Here is a 23,550-nt window from a genome sequence, read left to right on the forward strand (position 1 = left end):
TTATACAACCAAACTTTTATCTACCAGTTCCAGTCCGTCATCTATTAAATGTCCAACCTTAGGATTGTTTTGTTTTACAGTTTCTAAGTGCTGTATAATTTCGGAAGCAAAATCCTCATCATTATTAGATTTGGCTAATTCATACAATTCTACTGGCAACAACCAATCTGTTGGGTAGTTGTTTTTTACTTCCTGAAAAACTTTGTTTCTAGAGATTGTAATATTAGTGCCTTCTCTAAACTCACGTACTTGTTTATATAAATTTTCAAGCAGTGTTTTTGCTTCTGTTTGTTTAGGTTTAATAGTTTCTTCAGTAATGCTATGTGTAATTAAATCAAAACTATGCAAATCTGCTGGTCCGTTAAATGCAGAAACAATGTTTTCGCCCACTGCCATATGGTATAATCCCCATTCTGGTTTAAACAGTATAGTTTCTCCTTGTGTAACAGTACAGTTTTCAAAAGTAATAAGAACAATTTCACCTTTTAGGTTTCGTGTTCCGGTTATAATACTTCCTTTAACTTTTATGCCGCCAACAAATTCTAAGGTAATGGTTTGTCCTTCAAAAATATTATAAGCTTTTAAGTCGCGCGGACTCATATCTTCAATGGCTAAATTAATGCCTTTTAGTTTGCCAATAGGAGAGCCAAAGCCATCTGCGTGGTGTTTTGTACTGTGTCCAACCAATTCTTTTTCTCTGTAAGACAAAGCTGTTTTACCAGTAGTTTGTATGTAGCTAGGTTTTCCTTTATGAGTAATTACATTTGTAAATACACCAGATATTTGCAAGCCTGTGCTAAGTTCTACAGTTCCTAAAGCATTAGAGTCTATAAGTTTATTAACGCCGTCTAAACCACCAGTACGTAAAGCCATTGTGTTGGCAAACTCTTCTAAAACCTGACTTAAAAAAGCAAAGTCTGGTGTTACAAAAAGCTGAGGTTGAGGTTGTGTAATATCAAAAGATTTATGAGCAGCTTCACTAGAGTATTCTAATTTTTTAACTTGGTCTGTCATACACCAAGCACTTTCTCCTATAGAAGAAAGTAAACCAGCACCGTAAATTTTAGGATTTTCAGTAGTGCCTATTAATCCGTACTCTACGGTCCACCAGTGTAAATTACGAATTAACGCCATTTCACTAGGTTCGCCCATATTTTGTTGTAAATCTTCTACGTGTTTTTCTGCTTTTTCTATTTCTTTTTCATCAGATCCAGCAGCTTCCTTTATAATAGATAAATGCCTAACAGCTTCATACAGCTCATAATCTTTTCCGCTAGATATTGCTTTGCATCCTATTTCTCCAAATCGTCTTAAATACTCTGCGTATTCAGGATTTGCAATAATGGGAGCGTGGCCAGCACCTTCATGAATAATATCTGGTGCAGGTGTATATTCTATGTTTTCTAATTGTCTAATGTCAGACGCAATAACCAATACGTTGTAAGCTTGGAACTCCATAAAAGCAGAAGGAGGTATAAAACCATCTACTGCAACAGCAGCCCACCCTATTTCTTGTAAAATACGGTTCATACCGTACATATTAGGAATGTTTTCTATAGAAATACCTGTCTTTTTTAAACCTTCTAAATAAGATTTATGGGCAACTTTACTTAAATAATCTACATTTTTACGCATAACATAACGCCAAACAGCTTGGTTTACGGGAGTGTAATCCTCATAATTTTGCGGTTTTATATATTGTTTTAAATGCGTTGGTAGTTTATCTAATATGTAATTGCTTGTGTAAGACATTGCACTTTATGTTAGGTATTAACTTAATGGCAATAAAGATACAAAATTGGAAAATGATTTTAGTTTTATTTAGTTGAAATAAGCATTAATAACGAAGAATAAGTTTTGAGTTTTAAGCAAAAAAAAACCGCTATAAATAGCGGTTGTAATTTTTATTTAGATGCTAACTCTGGCGGATAAGCTTCTAGTATCTGAGAAACAAACTCTTTAATACGTTGTTCCTTTTTTTCTATGTTACTAGTGTTGTTTAAGGTTCCAATACCACGGCCTTGCCAAACTAGCTCTTTATTTTTAGCATCAATTAAGTCTATATATAAAGATCCTTCTGTACTTGTAGAAACATTACTTCTGTTAAACCCGTTACCAAAATAATAAGGATTCCAGCCCCAGCCAAAGCCTCCGCCCCAGTAGTTATTGTAAATATCTACACGTTCTTTTTCTTTGGTAAAAATACTTACTAGAATATCTGGTGTTGCAGATTTTACAAAGCCTCTAGAACTCATTTCAGCATCAATAGCTTTTAGAATTCTTTTTTTATCTAGGTCAGATATTTGAGCTTTATCTATGCCTGTTTTATAAAAAGCATATGTTTTGTATGTGTTAAAACTTGCTTCCTTATCGTAGTCAGACAATACGCGTACAGACGTACAAGAGCTAAAAAGAACCAGAGCAAGTACTGGTGCTAATGCTAACTTTAATGCTTTCATATTTTTGATGTTTTTAGTTTGTATAAATAGCACAAAAACTGTGCCGTTACTTTATAAACGCCTAATAATAAGCTGTTTTAATTTATTTTTGAGTATTTGTTTTAGCATTGTAACCATAAGGACAGTGTCTGCAACCACTTTCGCAACAGTATCCTCTTCTTTTGTGGTATTGCTCTGTAAATACTCTGTAACCCTCTTCAGATAAATAATAGTCACCTTCTATAGGTTGAAGATTTTTTTTCATATCGGTAAAATTACGAGTTTTTGCGTTAAGTATGTAAAACCGTAATTGTTAAAAGTTAAAAATAGTTGGTAGTCGGTGTTTTCAGTTATTAATCGTTTTAAGTCTTAAAAATGGTATAGTTTCTGTACTAAGTTGTTAAATTTGACAATGTTAATTAATAAGTACGTATGATTTTAGTTTCAAAACTCTTCTTTAGAAAAAATTATGTAGGCCTATCTTTATGGCCTTTTATAATTTTAAAGAGTGATGCGCTAAGGGATGATGACTCTTTAATTAATCACGAAAAAATACACTTAAGGCAGCAATTAGAACTTTTAGTTTTGCCTTTTTATATATTGTATTTGCTAGAGTTTTTAATTCGTTGTTTGTTTTATTGGGATAGTTATAAGGCTTATCAGAATCTTAGTTTTGAAAGAGAGGCTTATTATAATGAAGATAACCCTAATTATTTAAATGAACGTAAACCCTTCAGTTTTATTAAATATCTTTGGCGCTGAAAATTATAAAACGTGAAAGTTTTAAATCAGCAAGTACGACTTCCTATTTTATCAGAAAAAAAGATATCACTCTGTATTAAGAGAGAAGATACGCTACACCCTTTTATCTCTGGTAATAAGTTTAGAAAATTAAAGTATAATTTACTGCACGCTAAAGAAATAAAAGCAACAACACTTTTAACATTTGGTGGTGCGTACTCCAATCATATTGCGGCAACTGCCTATGCAGGAAAAGAAAACGGTATAAAAACCGTTGGTGTAATTAGGGGTGAAGAATTGGTAAGTAAATGGCAACATAACCCAACTTTGGCTTTTGCTAAAGAAAACGGAATGGAGTTTAAATTTATAAGTAGAGAAGCTTACAGACAAAAAAATAATTCTGAATTTTTAACCAATTTGCAGTTAGAGTTTCCTAATAGTTTTGTGTTGCCAGAAGGTGGTGCTAATGACTTGGCTGTAAAAGGTTGCGAAGAAATATTGACAGAAAGAGATGCTGATTTTAATGTGGTATGCAGTGCTGTTGGTACAGGTGGTACAATAGCAGGTATTATAAATTCTGCAAATAAGAATCAATTGGTTTTGGGTTTTCCGGCGTTAAAAGGTGATTTTTTAAAAGAAGATATTTGTAAATTTGCTAATAACACAAATTGGGAGCTTATAAATAGCTATAATTTTGGTGGTTATGCAAAGGTAACATCAGAATTAATAAATTTTATAAACTCTTTTAAAAATGAAACCAGTATACCTTTAGATCCTGTGTATACGGGTAAAATGGTTTATGGTATTTTAGATCTAGTACGTAAAAATTATTTTGCACCTGGCACTAAAATTGTAGCAATACACACTGGCGGATTACAAGGAATAAAAGGAATGAATAGTTTATTACTAAAGAAAAAATTACCTCTTATAAATGAATAATAAGACACAAAAAAATAGTTTAAGGTTAATTTATAAAGCAGGAATAATAGTGTTGCTTGTTTTTTTTGCAAGTTGTAAAGCTAAAAGAAGTGTTACCAAAAGGTCTCATAAAAAAGTATCTACAGTTACGCCTAAAAGTAATTCTAACAATGGTGACGCTCTTTATGGTTTGCCAAAAGATGAAGGTAAATTTGTAAGTTTTGCTATAGAAAATACAGACGATTATATAAATACATTTGCTGCAATAGCCCAAGATGAAATGAAAACTTATGGAATACCCGCAAGTATAACTATTGCACAAGGTATTTTAGAAAGTGGATCTGGAAAAGGAGAGTTGGCACGTAAAACCAACAACCATTTTGGTATAAAATGTCATACTGGTTGGGAAGGAGATTTTGATTATCATGATGATGATGAAAAAGGGGAGTGTTTTAGAAAATACAACCACCCAATGTACTCTTTTAGAGATCATAGCTTGTTTTTAACAACAAGAGGTAGGTATTCTTCTTTGTTTGATTTACGCGCTAATGATTACAAAGGATGGGCTAAGGGATTAAGAAAAGCTGGTTACGCAACAGATCCTAAATACCCGCAAAAGTTAATTTACTTAATTGAAAAATATGACCTTCATAAATATGATGGTAAGCATAAAGCAGTGCGTACAGCTCCAAAAGAATATGTTGTAAAAAAGCATAAGGTAGAGGCAGGTGAAACACTGTATGCTATATCTAGAATGTATTTTATGGGAGTGCCAGAGTTAATGAAACTAAATAATTTAAAAAATACAAACCTAAGCGTAGGTCAAGAACTTATTGTAAAATATACTAAAAATTAAATCTTAAAAATGATTTATAAAAGAAGCAGTGAACTTTTTAACGAAGCTAAAAAATACATTCCAGGTGGTGTAAATTCTCCTGTAAGAGCTTTTAATGCAGTTGGTGGTGAACCAATTTTTGTAAAGGAAGCAAAAGGAGCATATTTGTATGATGAAGACGGAAATAAAATTATAGATTATATAGCATCTTGGGGACCATTAATCTTAGGTCACGCTTATGATCCTGTAATAAATGCAGTAATAGAAAAAGCAAAAAAAGGAACCTCTTTTGGTATGCCAACAGAGATAGAAACAGAGTTAGCAAAACTAGCAGTTTCTATGGTTCCTAATATTGATAAGATTAGATTTGTAAATAGTGGTACAGAAGCTTGTATGAGTGCCGTGCGCTTGGCAAGAGGTTTTACTGATAAGGACAAAATTATAAAGTTTGCAGGTTGTTATCACGGACATTCAGATTCGTTTTTAATACAAGCGGGTAGTGGAGCTGTAACTTTTGGTAGTCCTAATAGCCCTGGAGTAACAGCTGGTACAGCTAAAGATACTCTATTGGCAACGTATAATGATTTAGCAAATGTTACCTCTTTAGTAGCAGCTAACAAAGGAGAAATAGCAGCGATAATAATAGAGCCAGTGGCAGGTAATATGGGCTGCATAATTCCGTCTAAAGAATTTATTACTGGTTTAAGAGAACTTTGTACAAAAGAAGGTATTTTATTAATTTTTGATGAAGTAATGACGGGCTTTAGGCTGGGTAGAGGCGGAGCTCAAGAAGTACTGGGTATAGATGCAGATATTGTAACTTTTGGTAAAGTTATAGGTGGTGGTTTACCTGTTGGTGCATTTGCGGCTCGTAATGAAATTATGGATTATTTAGCGCCTAATGGACCTGTATACCAAGCAGGTACTTTAAGTGGTAATCCTTTGGCAATGAGTGCTGGTTTGGCTATGTTAACAGAGTTAAATAATAATCCTGATATTTTTAGAAGTTTAGCAGACAAAACAGAATATTTACACAAAGGATTAAAAAAAGCTTTAGATAAAAAAGGAATTGCATACCAAATAAATAGGTTTGGAAGTATGATTTCTGTACATTTTACAGATGAACCTGTTGTAGATTTTGCTTCTTCGGCAAAAGGAAATAATGATACGTTTAAAAAGTATTTTCACGGAATGCTAGATAGAGGTGTTTATTTGCCCCCAAGTGCTTTTGAAAGTTATTTTTTAAATGATGCATTATCGTATAAAGATCTAGATGATACTATTGCCGCTCTTGAAGACTTAGAGTTGTAATAAAATAATTATATAATAAAAAAAAGGAGCCAATATTGGCTCCTTTTTTTTATTAAGACCTAATGGTCTTATTTCGCTTTTGCATCATTTGTCTTCTGTTTACTTTTCTTTTTTCAGGAGAATGATGTCTTTTTTTATGTACTTTATTCCACTGTGCATATTGGTCTTTAGATAAAATTTTCTTCAATGTCTTTTTTTGAGCTATTTGCAGGTCTAACTTTTCGTTAGTCATTGCAAATTTTTCATTAGAAGTTAATTTTTTGTCAGCTTCTTTTCTTGCTTTTCTTTCTTCTGCTTTTTGATGAAATAATTCAGCATTTTTTAAATTTAGCTTTTCAATTTTTGATTGTTGTTCTTCTGATAGATCTAGGGCAAGTGTCATTTTTTTAGTTTGCAAAATAGCTCTTTGTTCAGGAGTAAATTTTGCCATTTTATGCATAGCTCTTTTACCGTCTTTTCTCTTATGCATTTTGTGTTTTGCATCTTTAGATTTTTTCTTGCTTTCTTGTGCTGATATAGTTAAAATGCCTAGCATTAAAACCATTACAAATGTTATTTTTTTCATATTACTATTTTTTATTGTTTAGTATTTTGACTTTCAATTTTTAAAATAGTTTAATCTAAAATTTGTTTTTGGCAGCATTTTAACATTGGGTTAGGTGTAAAAAAAAAGTCTGAAACCATATGGTTTCAGACTTTTTCTGTATTAAAAATAATACGTTTACTCTTCTTCAGTTAACTGTACAATTAAGTCGTTACTGTTTGTGTTCTCTTCAATATTTTGAAGCTCTACCGTGTTGTTATTTTCTTCTAAAACGTTTTCGTTGTCAACTTGTACATAGGCAAAAATTGCTACAACTAAACAAGAAAAATAAACTAAGCTTTTAAGTTTGTATGACATAAGATTTGGGGTTTTTATATCGGTTCTATAACAAAGATACCTAGGTTAATGAATTAATTATAACTCTTGTTGTATAACAACCGCTTTTTGGTTGTGAAACAATTGTTTTTTGTTGTTTGTCTCTTGCAATATATTAAAAAAAATGGATAAACAAGATAAAGTACATCATTTTATAGATGAAATACACGTTTAATTGTGATTTTAGCTTTATTTGTTGTGTAGCTGTTTTTTTAGTGTAGTGTGTTGCTATTAAGTATGTTGCATAAAAAAGGCTGTAATGTAAATTACACTACAGCCCTTTAATAATAAAGATGATATATTCTTATTTAGGATCTAAAATAGATTCTATTCTCTCTTGTATATCTTTTAAGTGAGCTCTTCTAATACCGCTAGAATTTGAAGCAGCAGATTTTACAGAACGTTGCAGCGTTTGTAATTCAGCTCTTACTACAGCTCTAATATCAGACTGACTAACATTTACAGCTGTACCAAACCTAGATGATTTAGGGTTTACTGTCATTAGGTACTCCATACGATCTACATAAGCACGTTGTAAATTACGTCTGTATGTATCTATAGATCTTCCTGTGCTTAACTCTTTCCAAATGCCTTTTCTTACGTCAGCCATCATTGTAGTTAAGTTGTAGGCTTTAGATCCGTTTAAAGCTTCGTTTTCTATTATACGAGCCATTCTACCGGTATCTAAAAGATTATTTAACGTTCTAGACTGTGTATTTCTAATACGTTCAACAGCACCAGCATTTTCAATTTTGTTTAAAATATTGTTGTCTAGCAACCAAGTAGGTGTAGCAAACAATTGTTTATGTAAAAACTGAATTGCTCTTTTTTGTTTTTCTTTAGCTACGTGAGAGTACACATCACCTTCTTGATCATATGTTTTGTAATCTTCATATACGCCACCTACGTTGTTAGATACGTGACCCATATATCTGTTATATTGTCCTAAAACTTGTCCGTATAATTCATCTAAATCATCATAAGACTTGCCATCTTCTGCTGTCCATTTAATTAAGTTAGGTACAATTCTTTTTAGGTTAGCAATACCATAACTACTAGCTTTCATTGCATCATCACCTAAATCTTCGGTTTGTGAACTTGGATCTATAACCCCAAATTGTTGTCTTCCAAAACGATAAAGAGGATCACCAGCGTGCTTTAAAATCCAGCTATCTAAAGTTTTCTTTTCATCTTTAGCAGATTTGTCTAAAATAGGACGGTAACCCCAACTAATAGAATATTTGTCATAAATACCAATATTTGGCATTAAAGCAACACCTTCATCTCCTGGTTGTGCTATGTAATTAAAACGTGCATAATCCATAATTGATGGTGCAGTACCATATTTTTTTGTGAAAGATGCAGAGCGTAAAGAATCTACAGGGTACGCAGCACTACTTCCCATGTTATGAGGTAAGCCTAAGGTGTGGCCAACTTCATGAGAAGATACAAAGCGTATTAACCTACCCATAACTTCAGTTTTAAACTCAACACCTCTTGCATCTGGATTAATAGCTGCGGTTTGAATAAAAAACCAGTTACGTAATAATGTCATTACGTTGTGGTACCAATTAATATCAGATTCTAAAATTTCACCAGTTCTTGGGTCACTTACGTGAGGACCATTTGCATTTGGAATTGGAGAGGCTAAATACCTTACAACAGAATACCTGACATCTTCTGCAGACCATTCTGGATCTTCTTCTGGAGTAGGTGGTGTTTTTGCAACTATAGCATTTTTAAAACCAGCAGCTTCAAAAGCAACTTGCCAATCTTCTATACCTTGCTTAATAAAAGGAACCCACTCTTCTGGAGTAGCCCTGTCTATGTAATAAACTATTTGCTTTTTAGGCTCTACAAGTTCACCTCTTTTAAATTTTTCTAAATCTTCATCTTTAACTTCTAATCTCCAACGATCTAAATAAGTTACAGATTTACTTTTTTGAGCATCCAAACCATAATCTACTTGACTACGAGCAAACCAGCCTACACGTTCGTCAAAATAACGTCTTTTCATTGGGTTGCTTGGAAGCAAAATCATAGAGTTATTAATCTCTAATGTAATAGACCCTAGCGCAGAGTTAGATGGTGGGTTGCCAGCAAAGTATGTTTTTACGTGTCTAGCCTCAATATTTAAAGGGTAACTTTTAACACTTTCAATATAACTTCTGCTATCATCTAAACGACTAACCTTGTATTGTTTTCTGTTACGCTCTGGTAAACCTAATGTTTTTACATCTTTCTGAAAAAAGTCATTAATTTGTATAACAGTTGTAGGGTTTAGAGAATCTTTTTTTATCGCTTTAATATCAAAAGAATATAAAACAGGCTCTAAGTTAGAGTTCATTACAGCTTCATGTACAGGTAGTTTTTCATCTGCAACAATGTTTGTAGACATAATGCGTAGAAGAACTTTTTTGTCTTTTTTCTCCCAACGTAACATTTGAGTGTTAATTTTTCCGCCGCCAAAACCTAATCCGGTTGCTGTTTTTGCTATTCTGCTAACCATTAACATTTCTTTGTTAAACAAAGAATCTGGAATTTCATAATAACGTTTGTCATCTACAGTGTGTACATTAAACAAACCAGTGTCTGTTTTAGCATCTTTGGTAATTACCTTGCTGTAAGGTAAAATAGCTCCTTTTTTTGGTTTTGAAGCTGGAGCTTCTGTTTTAGCATTTTTCTTGCTTTTCTTGTTCTTCTTTTTAGATTGAGCTTCTAAATTGGTAAGAGAACCAAATAGAAAAACAGCTAATAGAAGTTTGGTGAGTAAACTTTTAATCATTGTTAGTTTGAGTTAATTTTTTTGAATAAAAACAAATAACTGCAAAAAAATCCTAATTCTATGTTAATAATATCATAACAATATAATAGGTAGAGTAAACTTGTCTTGATTTTAAGTCTATGATAATCAAGTGTTTATGCAATAAATTAACACAACTTAACATTTGTTAATTAAATTACGATTTAATGATTATTATGTTAAAATCTTACATTTATTGTAACTTTTGAAGATTTTTTTCGTCTATTTATATAACAATCAACAACAAATAGGAATTACAATATCTCTTTGTAGGATTGAATTAGTCGATTGAATAGCCTTTGCTTTGCAGAGGCTATTCTATTTTTAAAAAAGTATTGGTAGTATAAATTGATAAAGTAAAATTAATAAGCCTACAGCAATTAAATTTAAAATAATACCTACTCTTGCCATTTGTTTAACTTTAATATAACCGCTAGCAAAAACTATAGCATTTGGTGGTGTAGCCATTGGTAACATAAAAGCACAGCTACTGGCCATTGTAACAGGTATAAGTATGTGTAGCATTGGAATGTTTAACCCAATTGCAATACCAGCAACAATTGGTGCTAAAACTGTTATTAAAGCTACGTTGCTCATAAGCTCTGTCATAAATAACATTAATAATATTAAAAGCGATACAGTAAAAAAGATATTTATATTACTACTAGATATAGCCTCTGTTACTGTGGTTACAATACCTGTGGTAGCCATACCATTTGCAAGAGCTAAGCCTCCACCAAATAATACTAAAATTCCCCAAGCAAGTTTTTCTGTGTCTTTCCAATTTAAAATAAAATCTCCTTTTTTTAAATTATAGGGTACTGCAAATAAAGATACGGCAGCTATCATACTAATTCCAGTATCAGACAATCCTAAATTGGGGAAAATGGAGTTTATTAATGTTCTAAAAATCCATAGAAAAACGGTGATTCCAAATATTGTAAGAACCATTTTTTCTCTTTTACTAATAGATCCAAGTTTTTCTAATTCTGAATTGATAACGTCTTTAGATGCAGAAAACTCTAGTTGTTTGTTAGGGAACATCCATTTTACAAGGACAAAGTAAATTACAGTTAGCAGTACAATTGAAAATGGCAAGCCAATAATCATCCATTTTAAAAATGATATTTCTATATTATATTGTTCTTCTAACAATCCTATTAAAACCGAATTTGGAGGTGTGCCAATAATGGTTGCAATACCACCGGCATTGGCAGAAAAAGCAATGCCAAGCATTACACTTAGGGCAAAGTTTTTATCACTTTTTGTAAAACCATCTTCATCATTAACAAGTAATTTTATAACAGATACTGCTATGGGGAGCATTACAACTGTACTAGCTGTATTGCTAATCCACATACTTAGTGTAGCAGTAGCAATCATAAAACCTAAAACAACTTTATTAGGTGTTGTACCTGTAATTTTAATAATATTTAAAGCAATACGTTTGTGAAGGTTTACTTTTTCTAACGCAAGCGCTAAAATAAAACCACCAAAGAATAAAAAAATAATTTTATTGCCATAGTTAGCACCTACTGTGTTTAATGGCATTATATTAAGTATAGGAAATAAAATTAAAGGTAATAGTGCAGTTACAGAAATAGATGTCGCTTCTGCAATCCACCAAATAACCATCCAGGCAGCAACGGCTAATACAGCATCTGCTTTTGTAGATAGTATTGTTATTGGAAAAAAAAGAATACAGATAAATACCAAAGGACCTGCTATAAGTCCTATTTTTTTGCTAATTGCCATAGTTTACCATACTTATAAGTATACAAATATAGAGTTTGAGAACAAACCTGAAAGAAAAGTTAGTACTAGCTGATACATTATCAATATAAAATTAATTTTCTTTAGCTAATTGCACCATTTCTAAAGTTGTTTGGTACAGCGGTTTTTTTTCCATTTTACTCTTTAGCCAAGCGTAAAAACTCATTACAAAAATGTCTTCTTTTTCTTTTCCTACCCACTCAAAAGAACTTTGCACTTTTTCTTTAAACTTATCTGTTAATAATTGTGATGGGTCTTTATAATACAGTTCTATAAAAGATAAATATGTAATTGCTCGGTGCTGATTTATTTGTTTTAAATATTTAAAGTAATTTCTTTTAAAGCTAAGCAGTCTAGATTCTACTAGGTTAATGTTATTAAGCTCTATGTGTAAAATAATTTCTATTAAATTTTTTTTAATAACCCAGTCTTTACCAGCCTTACTCTCGTAATAATTATCTGTATGGTAAAATTTAGAAAAAATTTGTTGAGCCTCTTTAAGTTTTTCTGCTTGTATGTAAAATGTACTTAACCCTAAATGAATTTTAAGCAATGAGTCTAAATCACTGTGTTTGCTATTTATATGCTGCTCTAAAATGCTAATGGCTTTATTTTGTTGGTTGGTATAATTGGTATTTAGGGCAAGTAAAAATTGATACTTTAATTTAAAAGCATTGTAATATTTTTTTTTATTGGCTAACATTTGTGTTTCCATCTGCTTTAAATAGTGTAATGATTCGTTAAACTTTTTGTTTCTAAACAAGGTATTAGCAATTAAAAACAATACTTCTATATGGTAATACAGTTGTTTGCTGGCGCTTTTATGTGTTTTTAAAATAGCGTAGGTTTTTATTATAAAGGGTTCTGTTTTTAAATAATCATTAGTTACAAAAGCAGGTATGCTAACTAAGGTTATTAATTGGTATAAAGATTTAAAAGATAAAGACTCAGTTATAGTTATTTGGTGATCTTGCAGTGTGTTTTTTAATAAGGTTTCAATATCTATAACATCTCCTTTATAAGTAATGTTGTTTAATGTTTGCCGCATTTTAGCATACACTATATTTAATTGGTCCTCTAGCAATAGGTTTTTTTGGTTGATTTTAAATTTAATGATTAAGCTATCAATATTTAGATCTGGTACTGCATAAGCATATTGGATTTTAGTATGATATATTTCGTTTAAAATTGCAAACAAATAATGAGTCTCTGCTAAAACCTCTGCTTTGTGCAATATTTTATAGGCAAGCTTGTATTGCTTGTTATGTAAAAAAGACCTAGACGCCAATATGTATTTAATAATTTGCATATCAACAGAGTTTTCTTCTTCTAAATTAATATTAGCTATAAAATCTATTAAAGAGTTGTATAAGCGTTTTCTTAAAGCGTGATAGGCATTTTTTTTATTTGTTTGGTATAACTGCAAGCAAATTTCTGTGGAGGATAAGTTGTTTTGCTGAAGAAGCTTAAATAACTGAATGTTTTTAATGTCGCTACGTTTGTTCTTTTTTTTCAAATAAAGTACAAATTGTTGTTGCTCTTCTGCAGTTAATGTAGTTATTATTAAATTTAAATCTGTCATTTAATCGTCATTAAAAATGTATATATCTTAATAAATATAGTCTATTTAATTGTTTTAATATAAAATATATCGTCAGTTTTTTATGTAAGTTGTGTTGTTGTAGGTTTTAAACCGTCACATATTTGTACCGTAATCAAAACACAAAAATTATGGATTATCAAACAAATGTTTCAGTAGAAAAAGAATTAAAATCAAAAAAGAAAAAAGATAAAAAAGTGTATGACCAAAAACCAACCTCTGCTTTTATAGGAGCCGCTTGGACATCTTTACTTGTTGGTATGGTTGCCTTTTGTATAGGTTTATGGAACGCAGATATGCTTTTAAATGAAAAAGGATACTACTTTACAATTTTACTTTTTGGATTATTCTCTGTTATATCTGTGCAAAAAGCAGTGAGGGACAAGTTAGAAGACGTACCAGTAACAGATATTTATTATGGAATTAGTTGGTTTGCAGCTGTAGCGTCTATAGTATTATTAGTTGTAGGTTTATGGAATGCAGATTTGCAATTAAGCGAAAAAGGATTTTACGGAATGTCTTTTTTATTAAGTTTATTTTCTGCCATTGCAGTGCAAAAAAATACAAGAGATGTGCAGTATATAAACCGTAATGATAAAAATGAAGACTAATTAAATAATACTTAAAAATTAAAACAAACAAGGTTATTTGTTTTGATGACGGTTATTATTTAACCAAAAACAGCGTTACTGTAAAAGTAACGCTGTTTTAAATTTATAGGTAAATGGATTTTAAGCTATTTCTACAAATAAACCATCATCTGTTTTGTTGACTTTAGCAACACCATTTTTGTTTAATTCTTTAATAGTTTTATCCCATTTTTTATTACTTAAACCAGAAGTAGACTTTAATTCTTCTAACGGTAATTTTTCGGCTTTTTTAAGAATAGCTAAAATCGCTTTTCCTTCATCACTTAAAGCAACAGCTTTGCGCTCTGGTTTCATTTGAGGAAAAAACAATACCTCTTGTATAGATTGGTTGTTGGTTAAAAACATAATTAACCTATCCATTCCTATTCCCATACCAGATGTAGGAGGCATACCGTATTCTAATGCACGTAAAAAGTCCTCATCAATAAACTCAGTAGCTTCATCATCACCTTTTGCAGCAAGTTTTAATTGGTGCTCAAAACGCTCTCTTTGATCTATTGGGTCGTTAAGTTCAGAATAAGCATTTGCAATTTCTTTACCACAAACCATAAGCTCAAAACGCTCTGTAAGTTCTGGGTTATCTCTATGCTCTTTACATAACGGACTCATTTCTTTAGGATAGTCAGTAATAAATGTAGGTTGTATGTAGTTGCCTTCACATTTTTCACCAAAAATTTCATCAATAAGTTTTCCTTTACCCATTGTAGCATCAACCTCTATTCCCATACCTTTAGCGGCTTCAAAAATTTCGGTTTCAGTTTTACCAGTAATATCAAAACCAGTAAAATGCTTAATAGAGTCTGCCATTGTTACACGTGCATAAGGAGCTTTAAAATTAATTTTATGCTCGCCAAATGTAGCTTCGCTTGTACCGTTAACAGCAATTGCACAATGTTCTAGCAATTTCTCGCAAAAATCCATCATCCAATTATAATCCTTGTAAGACACATAAATTTCCATAGCGGTAAACTCTGGGTTATGTGTTTTGTCCATTCCTTCGTTTCTAAAGTTTTTAGAAAACTCATAAACACCATCAAAACCACCAACAATTAAACGCTTTAAATAAAGCTCGTTAGCAATTCTCATATACAACGGAATATCTAAACTGTTGTGATGTGTAATAAATGGTCTTGCCGCAGCACCACCAGGAATAGGTTGTAAAATAGGAGTTTCAACTTCAAAATAACCAGACTCATTAAAAAAGCTACGCATTGCGTTAAACAACTTAGTACGTTTAACAAAAACCTCTTTAACGTGTGGGTTTACAACTAAATCTGCATATCTACGACGGTAACGCAATTCTGGGTCGTTAAACTCATCAAAAACTTTGCCTTCAGAATCTACCTTTGGTAAAGGTAACGGTCGTAAAGATTTACTAAGTAATGTAAATTTTTTAACCATTACTGTTTTTTCACCAACTTGTGTTGTAAACAAATCGCCTTCAATACCAATAATATCGCCAATGTCTAGTAATTTTTTGTATACATCATTATACAAAGTTTTATCATCACCAGAACAAATTTCATCTCTGTTAAAATATACTTGTATTCTGCCTTCGCCATCTTGTAGCTCCGCAAAAGAAGCTTTTCCTTGAATTCTACGAGACATTAATCTACCAGAAATTACCACCTGTTTACCCTCTTCAAAATTCTCTTTAACTTGTTTAGAGGTAGTGTTTACTGGGTATAAGTCTGCAGGATATGGGTTAATGCCCATTTCTCTAAGCTTGCCTAATTTTTCCCTTCTGATGATTTCTTGTTCCGAAAGCTGCATATATCTATAATTAAGGCTGCAAATATAGTTACAAACTAGTAATCTATCAAAGTAGAAAGTGTATTAGCATACAAAGGTTTTTAATTTTTTACATTTTGATGTTAGTATATTGTAAATCATTAGTAATAAATGTGTTGTTTTCGGTTGATGAGCATTAGGTTATCAACCTAAAAACAAACCTTAAATAGTGTTTTATAATAAAATTGAAGAAAAACAGTAACAAATAGTGTTTTGGTGCGTCTTATAAATACATCAATCAAAATAATAATAAATGAGTTTTTGGAGAGTTTTATTGGCTATTTTATGTCCGCCTTTGTCTGTAATTGGTAAAGGATGCGGATCTATAGTTATTGTATTTTTACTGTGGTTATGTGGTTGGGTTCCTGGCACAATTGCAGCACTTATAATCTTGAATAATCCGGACAGATAATTGTATCTTTGTAGAATGAATAAAGAAGTATTTCTACAAGATTTAGGACAAAAGGATTATAAAGAAACTTGGGACTACCAAGAAGATCTTTTTAAAGAAACTTTAGATATAAAGATTAAAAACAGGCGAGAAGATGCAGGTTTAAAAACACCTAATCACTTTTTGTTTGTAGAGCATCCGCATGTGTATACCTTAGGAAAAAGTGGGGATATGGCTAATTTGCTAATAGATGAAGAGCAACTAGCTAAAAAAAACGCTACTTTTTATAAAATAAATAGGGGAGGAGATATTACGTATCACGGTCCTGGACAAATAGTTGGTTACCCAATTTTAGATTTGGATAACTTTTTTACAGATATACATAAGTATTTACGCCTACTAGAAGAAATGGTAATTTTAACCTTAGCGGAGTATGGACTAAAAGCAGAGCGCTCTAACGGAGAAACAGGAGTTTGGTTAGATGTAGGAACGCCTTTTGCGCGTAAAATTTGTGCAATGGGTGTGCGCGCTAGTAGATGGGTAACAATGCACGGTTTTGCTTTAAATGTAAATGCAGATTTAGGGTATTTTGATCTTATGATTCCGTGTGGAATAAAAGACAAAGCAGTAACATCTTTAAATGTAGAGCTAGGTAAAACTACAATTGACGAAGCAGAAGTAAAAAGTAAATTACTAAAGCATTTTACAGCATTGTTTGAGGCAGAAATGATTGCAAAGTAAACAACTTAATTTATTTTATACACAATTAAAGAGTTGTCTAAGTCTTTAGCAACCAGTTCTAGCTTTTTATCATTGTCTATATCGGCTAAGTCAATTAATGAACTCCCATAAACCGGAAAGTTCTGTATAGTTGCTGCATTGCTGTCGAACAAATATATTTTCTGGTTCTGTAAATCTGTAACGCTAACGTATATTTTATTGTTAATGTAAAATATTTTTGGTTTACTGTACATACCTAGGTCTAGGGTTACTTTCTTACCTTTTATAGTAATTGTATTTTGGTCCATTAGTACCAATGTATTTGTGGTAGCATCTAAGCCGTGTTCTTTAATTAGATTAAATTTAGAAGCAGAAGTTTTGCCGTTAGTTGCTATTTGGTGTAAAACAGCAGTAGTATCTGTAACTGTAAATTTGTTTTTAAATAAAACTACATCGTTGTTAGAAAATGCAATTTTATTGGTTGTTTTAACTCGGACTTCACCAACTCGGTTTAAAATTTTAAGAGAACCATCTTCAAGCATAAATACGAGGTAATCTTTATTGCCAACAACAAAGTGGTTTGGCTTTTTTATAATAGAACTACTTGCTTCTGTGTATTTAAAACCTGTTACAATTTCTGCTTTGGCATTGTACATAAATACTTTTTTGCCTTGGGTTACAATAAATCTGTAATTTTTGTTGTTTTCATAATCAAATACTGCAAGGGCATTTAAATTTCCACCATCATAAGTTATAGAAAATGGCTCTACCGTTTCTCCATTTCTATCTAAAATTAAAAACTGATTACTTGTCGTAAATGCAAATTGTAAACGTCCATTTTTGTATAGGTCTACTTGTGCTATTTTTCCTTGTATTTTACCTTCCAATTGTTTTTTCCACAATACTTTTCCGTCTGTAGAAATTAGATATAAATTATTTTCTATATCCTGTACTATAATTTCTTTTTTATTAGTTCTGTGGTTTTTAACAAATTGTGGTTCTGTTGCTAAATCATTATCTAACTGTACTGTAAAAATAGGAACAGTAGTATTAGCCTTAGTTGCTTTATTTATTTTTTGAATAGTTATGTTGGTGTGGTAAAAGTTAGCGTCTGCAACCAACTGACGAGCATAAAAGTAATTGTCTAAATTAGGCTTGTTATTGCCTTTTGAAAATTTTGAAATAATAGCTTCCTCAAGCTTTTTAGAATTGCCAATTTCTAAAATTGAAGATTGTTTTGCCATAGTTTCTGTGGCAGATGTGTAAAGAGGCGTTTTGTTAAACGTAGTGCCTGCTTTGTAATTACTAATAATGTCTTGTAGGGTCTCAATTTCTTCAGTAAAAATAAAAGCATTACCTAAAATTGTGTAGTAATTGGCGCTAAACTCCTGTATTAAAGGATTAAAAATATCTGTTAAAACAGTGTTGTTATTTAATGTAATTATAGGATTGTCTTTGTTGCTAGCTTTTTTATAAGTAACTAGGTATTCATCAATATTATCAGCACCAAAAGTTTGTAATAAAATAGCTTTTTTAGATTTTATGGTAATAATGGCTATTTCTTCTACTGTATTAAAAACAGAATCTATTTTAATGTCTTTGCTTAGGTAGTTTTTTCTGTTTTTAGTAAATATGTTATAGTTTGTAAAAGTATAAGATGTAATAGCCTCTGTTTGCTGCGGAGCGTATTCTTGTGCTCTGTTGGCAACAGCAGTTGTATTTTTAAATAGGCTTAAAAAATTTAAAATTGAATCATTAGACATTGTAACACCTGCTAAATTTAACTGGTCTTGTTTAGTGTTAATATCTAAAGATACCCAAGTAGTGTTTTTTCTTTCTTTTAAGCTATCAGTTTGTATTGTGTTTTTTAGAAAAGGACTATTTTTTTGTTGTAAAAATAAGGTGGCAGTTTTGTTATTATTGGAAGCTTGGTACAGCTTACGAACATCTTTATTTTTGTTGGTATTACCTTTTTTTAAGGTGTTTTCTATTAGATTTTTATCTGAAGAGAAAATAGTAAATTTATTATCCTTAACACTATAATAAGGTATGCTATCTAATTTATACTCTTTATATGTTTTGTTATCTACAGAAATGTTGGTGCTTGTAGAGATGCTATCTAAACGGACTAAGTTTATAGAATCTTTAGTAACAAAATAAAAGTCTGTAGTTGTACTGTCATTTGTTATAAACGCTAAAAGCCCTTTTGTATTTGGTTTTATATGGTTTAAGACGTTAGTAGCTCTTTTAAAACTTTTTAATTGGTTGGATTTGGTGAAGAAACTTAAAAGTTCATTGTTTTTAATGTTGCTAGTTAAACTGTTGTAGTCGTTAATTTTTAAAACCGTAATAGTTTTAGTAGGTAAGTAGTCTAAAATAGTGGTTTTAGCTGGTTGTTTATTGGTGCACCCAATACAACAGATACTTAATAATAGAATAGCAATCTTTAATTTCATACAAATACAACTTATAATAACAAAGTTAAATTAATTTAATTACAGCGGAAATTTTAATTGCTCAGGTAATTGCTTAAAGCTTTTTCTGTGGTATTTGGTGATTCCAAATTCTCTAATAGCTTCTCTATGTTCTTTAGTTGGGTATCCTTTATTTTTTTTCCAGTTATACATAGGAAACTCTTTGTGTATTTTTTCCATATATGCATCTCTATATGTTTTTGCTAAAACAGAAGCAGCAGCAATACTCATATATTTAGAGTCGCCTTTAACAATGCATTCGTGTTCAATTTTTTTATACTGCTTAAAGCGGTTGCCATCTACAATTATAAACTCAGGTTTAGTGCTTAGTTTGCCAATGCTTTTGTGCATAGCAAGTATAGATGCATTTAAAATATTTATTTCATCAATTTTTTTAGGATGAATATGAGCAACACCAAAGCAAATACCTTGTTCTTCTATAATAGGCTTTAAAAGTTCTCTTTTTTTTTCAGAAAGGAGTTTAGAGTCGTTTAATATATCATTTTTAAAACCTTCAGGTAAAATAATTGCAGCAGCAGTAACAGGGCCGGCTAAGCATCCACGGCCAGCTTCATCGGTACCGGCTTCATTTATTAATTTGTAATAAGCTTTTAGCATAAAAGATCTAAATATTGAAAAGGTAAAATTAAGAATTTTTCAAAGCTAGGTTTTAAATACTTAATTATAGAGTTGTTTTAATTGAGGTAAAATATATCTTTAACATTTGAAAGTTATTTAAAATATATACTATGTTAACTTATAAAGTATTTTAAATACGCAATAAGTAAACATATGTTATTTTTTGTATTTTTTTTTGTTCTTTTTGTAAGATTTTGTCTTCATTTTTTATGGAATAAATTTTATTTTTTTCTTATGAATCAGCTGTTATTTGATATTAAAATTAAATTTTTGTTTATTTATTTATCATTTTTTTAATTATTATTCATTTTTAATCTTTTTTTTAACATAAGTAGGCTCCGTTAACGGTAATTTCTTGGAATCTTAACCATTAATTAAGAGTTTTGTTGGGTACTAACTCAAAAAATAATAATAAATGAGAACGAAAGTAACGTGGATTTTAACACCCTTGTTGGTGTTATTGATGAGCTTTTCTTATGGACAAGAAAAGACAATTACAGGTATTGTTACAGATCATGAAGGTCTAACATTGCCAGGGGTAACTGTTTTAGTTGTGGGTACAACGACAGGTACTCAAACAGACTTTGATGGTAACTATACTATTAAAGCAAAAGTAGGGCAGGTATTGCGTTACAGCTACGTTGGTCAAAAAACAACGGAGCGAAAAGTAGGTGCTTCAAGTACTATTAGTCTTCAGATGGAAGAAGATGCAGAAGCTTTGGATGAAGTTGTAGTAGTTGCATACGGTTCTCAAAAAAAGAAGTCTATAGTTGGTTCTGTAACTTCTTTAGGAGTTGAGGAAATAGGAAACCAGCAATTAACTACTGTAACTAGTGCTATACAAGGTACTGTTGCAGGTGTAAACGTAATTACATCAGGTGGTCAGCCAGGATCTAACCCAACAATTAGAATTCGTGGTGTAGGTTCCATTAACGCTAGTGCTGATCCACTAATTATATTGGACGGTGTTCCTTTTAACGGAAATATTAATAGTATTAGTGGTGATCAGATAGAATCTATGAACATTCTTAAAGATGCATCTTCTACTGCATTATACGGTTCTAGGGCGGCTAATGGTGTTGTTTTAATAACTACAAAAAAAGGTAGTTATAATTCAGAAGCTAAAATTACTGTATCTGCTGTTTCTGGTTTTTCAACTCCAGCTGTAGCTTTACATGACCGTATTGGTAATGATGACATGATGAGGTATTCATGGGAAGCAGAAAGAAATAAAAATATATATGTGGCAGGTCAATCTGCTGCAGATGCTGGTGCAAATGCATCTAGAGATTTAATTTTAAATTTGGGTTATAACCCTTATAATGTCGCGCAACCTGTAGATCAGAATGGAAACCTAGTTGCCGGAGCTAATTCTCTTTGGGAAACTGACTGGGAAGATGCAATGTTAAGAAGTGCTGCTCAGCGTAATGAGTATACAGTAAGTATTTCTGGAGGTGGAGAGTCATCAAGATATTTTTTATCTGCTAATTACTTAAATCAAGAAGGGGCAGTTAGAGAATCTGATTTTGAAAGATTTACTACGCGTTTAAATTTAGAGTCTAATGTTAAAGATTGGTTAACTGTTGGTTTAAATACTTCATTATCTACATCTAAGCAACAATTTCCAACCCAGTCGGGTAGTACTTTTGCTAGTACTTACCAATGGATATATAGTATGTCTTCAATTTATCCATTGTACAGAAGAGGTAACAATGGAGGTTTAGTTTTAGATAACTTTGGCAACCCTATTTATGATTACGGTTCTACAACTGGGCAGACAGTAAACGGTAGTAGACCTTTATTGGCTAATGAAAATGCGGTGGGTACATTATATAACAATGATGATGTAAATAAAAGAACAAGTGCTATAATAAATGGTTTTGCTAAAATTAAGTTGTCTGACAACTTATCTTTTAAGACAAACTTATCTTATGAAAATTACCTATATGATAGTAATTCATATAGTGCATATAATGTTGGTGCAGCTTCAGGTGTTGGTGGTCGTGTAGACCAAGATAGGGATATTACTACAACTTTTAACTTTACAAATTCTCTTAATTACGATAAAAATTTTGGAGATCATAATATTCAAGCAACCGCAATTTTTGAAGCTTATAAGCTTAAGGTAGATGCGTTAGGTGCGCAAGCAACAGGTTTTTTACCAGGCGTAAAAGTTTTAAATGGTAGTACGCTTCCTGAAAGTGTTAGAGGGTTTATAAATGAAAATAGGTTAACTTCTTACTTAGGTCGTTTGGCTTATAGCTACAAGGATAGATATTTTATTGAAGGGTCTTACCGTAGAGATGGTTCTTCAAGGTTTTCTGCGGACACGAGATGGGGTAACTTTTTCTCTATTGGTGGTTCATGGGTTATATCTGATGAGAACTTTTTAGCAGGCAATAATACTATAAACTTATTAAAGTTAAGGTCTTCTTATGGAGAATTAGGGAACCAAGGTACTACATCATACTTTCCTTATGTACAGGGATTTGAGACAGGATTTAATGAGTTAGGTAATACGGGTGTTATATTAGGCAATGTAACTGACCCTCAATTAACTTGGGAAAATCAAGCAATTTTTAATGTTGGTTTAGATTTTTCTTTGCTTAATGATAGATTGGATGGTAGTGTTGAGTACTACAGTAAAGAGTCAATAGATTTAATTTATACTCAGCCATTACCAATTTCTACAGGTAATGATGGTATTACAACAAATGTTGGTTCTATAAAAAACTCTGGTTATGAGTTTTCTTTAGCAGGAAGAGTTATACAAACTAATAATGTTACTTGGTCTGTTGGGGTTAATGCTGCAATTAACAAGAATGAGATTACAGAGTTAACTCAAGATGAATTCATTAATGGAACAAAGAAATGGAAAGAAGGAAAATCTTTATATGATTTCTTTATTCAAGACTGGGCAGGAGTAGATTCTGCAGACGGTTATGGTATGTGGTATAAAGACGTATTGGATGTAGATGGTAACCCAACAGGAGAGAGAGAAACTACAAAGGATTATTCGGAAGCAACTAGATATTACAAAGGTTCATCTTTACCAGATGTTACAGGTGGTTTGACAACAGATCTTAAGGTTGGTGGTTTTGACTTTAATATGTTGTTTAACTTTAGTTTTGGATCTCAAGTATATGATAGTTCTTATGCAGGTTTAATGGATGGTTTTTCTAGACCAGGTTACAATGCTTCTCCAGATGTTGCTAACAGATGGACTCAACCAGGAGACATTACTGATGTACCACTTTTATTAAACTCTCAAAATGATTTTAATGGTACGTCAACAAGATTCTTATTTGATAACGATTACCTTAGATTAAGAGCTATTACTTTAGGGTATACTTTACCAAAAGATATAACAAACAGAATGACATTGGATAATGTTAGAATCTATTTAAGAGGTGATAACTTATTTACATGGCAAAGTCATAAAGGTATAGATCCAGAACAAAGTTTGGCAGGTACTACAGATAGTAGATCTTCTTTGTTAAAAACGATTAGTTTAGGTCTTAATGTTCAATTTTAATATTTATTATAA

19 protein-coding genes are annotated in these 23,550 nt (G+C 31.5%); 8 read left to right on the forward strand and 11 right to left on the reverse strand.

From position 1 onward, the window contains the following. The 3 genes from AX016_RS07280 to AX016_RS17285 form a co-directional block, all read right to left on the reverse strand. The gene (locus tag AX016_RS07280) at positions 1 to 1,752 is read right to left on the reverse strand and encodes an aromatic amino acid hydroxylase (protein WP_100894985.1); all 1,752 of its coding nucleotides are present in this window, start codon (positions 1,750 to 1,752) and stop codon (positions 1 to 3) included. A 152-nt stretch (positions 1,753 to 1,904) separates the two neighbouring features. Next, the gene (locus tag AX016_RS07285; RefSeq protein WP_100894986.1) at positions 1,905 to 2,459 is read right to left on the reverse strand and encodes a DUF4136 domain-containing protein; all 555 of its coding nucleotides are present in this window, start codon (positions 2,457 to 2,459) and stop codon (positions 1,905 to 1,907) included. Positions 2,460 to 2,541: 82 nt separating this feature from the next. Next, a complete protein-coding gene (locus tag AX016_RS17285; protein WP_198519413.1) occupies positions 2,542 to 2,703 on the reverse strand; it encodes a DUF5522 domain-containing protein in 162 nt (53 codons plus the stop codon). 167 nt (positions 2,704 to 2,870) lie between these two features. Here AX016_RS17285 and AX016_RS07290 point away from each other — a divergent pair, with 167 nt between their 5' ends. The 4 genes from AX016_RS07290 to hemL are packed head-to-tail and all read left to right on the forward strand — an operon-like array spanning position 2,871 to position 6,243. Beyond that, on the forward strand, positions 2,871 to 3,200 hold the full coding sequence (locus AX016_RS07290) for a hypothetical protein (protein ID WP_100894987.1): 330 nt from the start codon (positions 2,871 to 2,873) through the stop codon (positions 3,198 to 3,200). Between the two features lie 12 nt (positions 3,201 to 3,212). Then, positions 3,213 to 4,118: a 1-aminocyclopropane-1-carboxylate deaminase/D-cysteine desulfhydrase gene (locus AX016_RS07295; protein WP_100894988.1), complete on the forward strand. Its 906-nt coding sequence runs from the start codon at positions 3,213 to 3,215 to the stop codon at positions 4,116 to 4,118. Then, positions 4,111 to 4,953, forward strand: a complete 843-nt coding sequence (locus AX016_RS07300) for a glucosaminidase domain-containing protein (protein WP_100894989.1) — start codon at positions 4,111 to 4,113, stop codon at positions 4,951 to 4,953. The genes AX016_RS07295 and AX016_RS07300 overlap by 8 nt, the downstream gene beginning before the upstream one ends. 9 nt (positions 4,954 to 4,962) lie before the next feature. Next, positions 4,963 to 6,243, forward strand: a complete 1,281-nt coding sequence (gene hemL, locus AX016_RS07305) for a glutamate-1-semialdehyde 2,1-aminomutase (RefSeq protein WP_100894990.1) — start codon at positions 4,963 to 4,965, stop codon at positions 6,241 to 6,243. A 52-nt stretch (positions 6,244 to 6,295) separates the two neighbouring features. Here hemL and AX016_RS07310 read toward each other — a convergent pair whose 3' ends face one another. The 5 genes from AX016_RS07310 to AX016_RS07330 form a co-directional block, all read right to left on the reverse strand. After that, positions 6,296 to 6,808 (reverse strand): hypothetical protein, encoded by a 513-nt coding sequence (locus AX016_RS07310; RefSeq protein ID WP_157811109.1) that lies wholly within the window; start codon positions 6,806 to 6,808, stop codon positions 6,296 to 6,298. Positions 6,809 to 6,964: 156 nt separating this feature from the next. Then, the gene (locus AX016_RS07315) at positions 6,965 to 7,144 is read right to left on the reverse strand and encodes a hypothetical protein (protein WP_100894992.1); all 180 of its coding nucleotides are present in this window, start codon (positions 7,142 to 7,144) and stop codon (positions 6,965 to 6,967) included. 322 nt (positions 7,145 to 7,466) lie between these two features. After that, positions 7,467 to 9,947 (reverse strand): zinc-dependent metalloprotease, encoded by a 2,481-nt coding sequence (locus tag AX016_RS07320; protein WP_100894993.1) that lies wholly within the window; start codon positions 9,945 to 9,947, stop codon positions 7,467 to 7,469. 342 nt (positions 9,948 to 10,289) lie between these two features. Continuing rightward, entirely contained in the window at positions 10,290 to 11,720 is a 1,431-nt protein-coding gene (locus tag AX016_RS07325; protein ID WP_100894994.1) for an SLC13 family permease, read from the reverse strand. Between the two features lie 91 nt (positions 11,721 to 11,811). Beyond that, positions 11,812 to 13,320: a hypothetical protein gene (locus AX016_RS07330; protein WP_100894995.1), complete on the reverse strand. Its 1,509-nt coding sequence runs from the start codon at positions 13,318 to 13,320 to the stop codon at positions 11,812 to 11,814. A 149-nt stretch (positions 13,321 to 13,469) separates the two neighbouring features. On the opposite strand from AX016_RS07330, the gene yiaA reads away from it, so the two are divergent. Next, positions 13,470 to 13,949 (forward strand): inner membrane protein YiaA, encoded by a 480-nt coding sequence (gene yiaA, locus AX016_RS07335; RefSeq protein WP_100894996.1) that lies wholly within the window; start codon positions 13,470 to 13,472, stop codon positions 13,947 to 13,949. A gap of 120 nt (positions 13,950 to 14,069) precedes the next feature. On the opposite strand, the gene lysS is transcribed toward yiaA, so the two are convergent. Further along, on the reverse strand, positions 14,070 to 15,761 hold the full coding sequence (gene lysS, locus AX016_RS07340) for a lysine--tRNA ligase (RefSeq protein ID WP_100894997.1): 1,692 nt from the start codon (positions 15,759 to 15,761) through the stop codon (positions 14,070 to 14,072). Positions 15,762 to 16,032: 271 nt separating this feature from the next. On the opposite strand from lysS, the gene AX016_RS07345 reads away from it, so the two are divergent. Beyond that, complete coding sequence (locus tag AX016_RS07345; RefSeq protein ID WP_013620258.1) at positions 16,033 to 16,191, forward strand: YqaE/Pmp3 family membrane protein; 159 nt, start codon at positions 16,033 to 16,035, stop codon at positions 16,189 to 16,191. 15 nt (positions 16,192 to 16,206) lie between these two features. Continuing rightward, positions 16,207 to 16,911, forward strand: coding sequence for a lipoyl(octanoyl) transferase LipB (gene lipB / locus AX016_RS07350; RefSeq protein ID WP_100894998.1), 705 nt, complete (start codon positions 16,207 to 16,209; stop codon positions 16,909 to 16,911). A 5-nt stretch (positions 16,912 to 16,916) separates the two neighbouring features. Here lipB and AX016_RS07355 read toward each other — a convergent pair whose 3' ends face one another. Continuing rightward, entirely contained in the window at positions 16,917 to 19,346 is a 2,430-nt protein-coding gene (locus tag AX016_RS07355) for a ribonuclease HII (protein ID WP_100894999.1), read from the reverse strand. A 39-nt stretch (positions 19,347 to 19,385) separates the two neighbouring features. Further along, positions 19,386 to 19,982: a ribonuclease HII gene (locus tag AX016_RS07360; protein ID WP_100895000.1), complete on the reverse strand. Its 597-nt coding sequence runs from the start codon at positions 19,980 to 19,982 to the stop codon at positions 19,386 to 19,388. A 436-nt stretch (positions 19,983 to 20,418) separates the two neighbouring features. Here AX016_RS07360 and AX016_RS07365 point away from each other — a divergent pair, with 436 nt between their 5' ends. Beyond that, positions 20,419 to 23,538: a SusC/RagA family TonB-linked outer membrane protein gene (locus tag AX016_RS07365; RefSeq protein WP_100895001.1), complete on the forward strand. Its 3,120-nt coding sequence runs from the start codon at positions 20,419 to 20,421 to the stop codon at positions 23,536 to 23,538. Positions 23,539 to 23,550: the final 12 nt, after the last annotated feature.

The sequence above is a fragment of the Cellulophaga sp. RHA19 genome, assembly GCF_002813425.1.
In the GTDB taxonomy this organism is placed as follows: domain Bacteria; phylum Bacteroidota; class Bacteroidia; order Flavobacteriales; family Flavobacteriaceae; genus Cellulophaga.

What these genes read in the sequence shown, in the direction of transcription:
- hemL (WP_100894990.1), top strand. Translation starts at nt 4,963, where the DNA reads ATGATTTATAAAAGAAGCAGTGAACTTTTTAACGAAGCTAAAAAATAC.
- lysS (WP_100894997.1), bottom strand. Translation starts at nt 15,761, where the DNA reads ATGCAGCTTTCGGAACAAGAAATCATCAGAAGGGAAAAATTAGGCAAG.
- lipB (WP_100894998.1), top strand. Translation starts at nt 16,207, where the DNA reads ATGAATAAAGAAGTATTTCTACAAGATTTAGGACAAAAGGATTATAAA.
- AX016_RS07315 (WP_100894992.1), bottom strand. Translation starts at nt 7,144, where the DNA reads ATGTCATACAAACTTAAAAGCTTAGTTTATTTTTCTTGTTTAGTTGTA.
- AX016_RS07325 (WP_100894994.1), bottom strand. Translation starts at nt 11,720, where the DNA reads ATGGCAATTAGCAAAAAAATAGGACTTATAGCAGGTCCTTTGGTATTT.
- AX016_RS07345 (WP_013620258.1), top strand. Translation starts at nt 16,033, where the DNA reads ATGAGTTTTTGGAGAGTTTTATTGGCTATTTTATGTCCGCCTTTGTCT.
- AX016_RS07355 (WP_100894999.1), bottom strand. Translation starts at nt 19,346, where the DNA reads ATGAAATTAAAGATTGCTATTCTATTATTAAGTATCTGTTGTATTGGG.
- AX016_RS07365 (WP_100895001.1), top strand. Translation starts at nt 20,419, where the DNA reads ATGAGAACGAAAGTAACGTGGATTTTAACACCCTTGTTGGTGTTATTG.
- AX016_RS07310 (WP_157811109.1), bottom strand. Translation starts at nt 6,808, where the DNA reads ATGAAAAAAATAACATTTGTAATGGTTTTAATGCTAGGCATTTTAACT.
- AX016_RS07285 (WP_100894986.1), bottom strand. Translation starts at nt 2,459, where the DNA reads ATGAAAGCATTAAAGTTAGCATTAGCACCAGTACTTGCTCTGGTTCTT.
- AX016_RS07330 (WP_100894995.1), bottom strand. Translation starts at nt 13,320, where the DNA reads ATGACAGATTTAAATTTAATAATAACTACATTAACTGCAGAAGAGCAA.
- yiaA (WP_100894996.1), top strand. Translation starts at nt 13,470, where the DNA reads ATGGATTATCAAACAAATGTTTCAGTAGAAAAAGAATTAAAATCAAAA.
- AX016_RS07280 (WP_100894985.1), bottom strand. Translation starts at nt 1,752, where the DNA reads ATGTCTTACACAAGCAATTACATATTAGATAAACTACCAACGCATTTA.
- AX016_RS07320 (WP_100894993.1), bottom strand. Translation starts at nt 9,947, where the DNA reads ATGATTAAAAGTTTACTCACCAAACTTCTATTAGCTGTTTTTCTATTT.
- AX016_RS07290 (WP_100894987.1), top strand. Translation starts at nt 2,871, where the DNA reads ATGATTTTAGTTTCAAAACTCTTCTTTAGAAAAAATTATGTAGGCCTA.
- AX016_RS07300 (WP_100894989.1), top strand. Translation starts at nt 4,111, where the DNA reads ATGAATAATAAGACACAAAAAAATAGTTTAAGGTTAATTTATAAAGCA.
- AX016_RS07360 (WP_100895000.1), bottom strand. Translation starts at nt 19,982, where the DNA reads ATGCTAAAAGCTTATTACAAATTAATAAATGAAGCCGGTACCGATGAA.
- AX016_RS17285 (WP_198519413.1), bottom strand. Translation starts at nt 2,703, where the DNA reads ATGAAAAAAAATCTTCAACCTATAGAAGGTGACTATTATTTATCTGAA.